The organism is Tenacibaculum sp. AWR4_210 (genome assembly GCF_056160945.1).
Genome location: NZ_JBSWYF010000088.1, coordinates 1 through 271, shown reverse-complemented (window position 1 = coordinate 271; position 271 = coordinate 1). Strand labels below are relative to the sequence as shown.

1 protein-coding gene is annotated in these 271 nt (G+C 51.3%); it reads right to left on the bottom strand.

Annotated elements, in window-relative coordinates; all coding sequences use genetic code 11:
• Window positions 1-271: hypothetical protein (locus ACXAG7_RS20150; RefSeq protein WP_476667955.1), on the bottom strand; the 271-nt coding region annotated here is incomplete at both ends.

Genomic DNA, 271 nt, shown 5'->3' with positions numbered 1-271 from the left:
GTGTTCCGTTAGTTCCCGCATTTGGTAAAGCTTGTTCGCTTACCACTACCTGAGCTGTTGCTGCTGTGGTACATGGTGCCGTTGCGGCTACCGTATAAGTATACGTATTTGCGCCGCCTAATGCTGGTGACCAAGTTCCGCCTGTCGCTGGACTTCCTCCTAAGGCTGCAAATAACTGCCCTGATGTTACCGTGCTTCCTGCACAGATGGTAAGTGTTCCGTTAGTTCCCGCATTTGGTAAGGCTTGTTCGCTTACCACTACCTGAGCTGT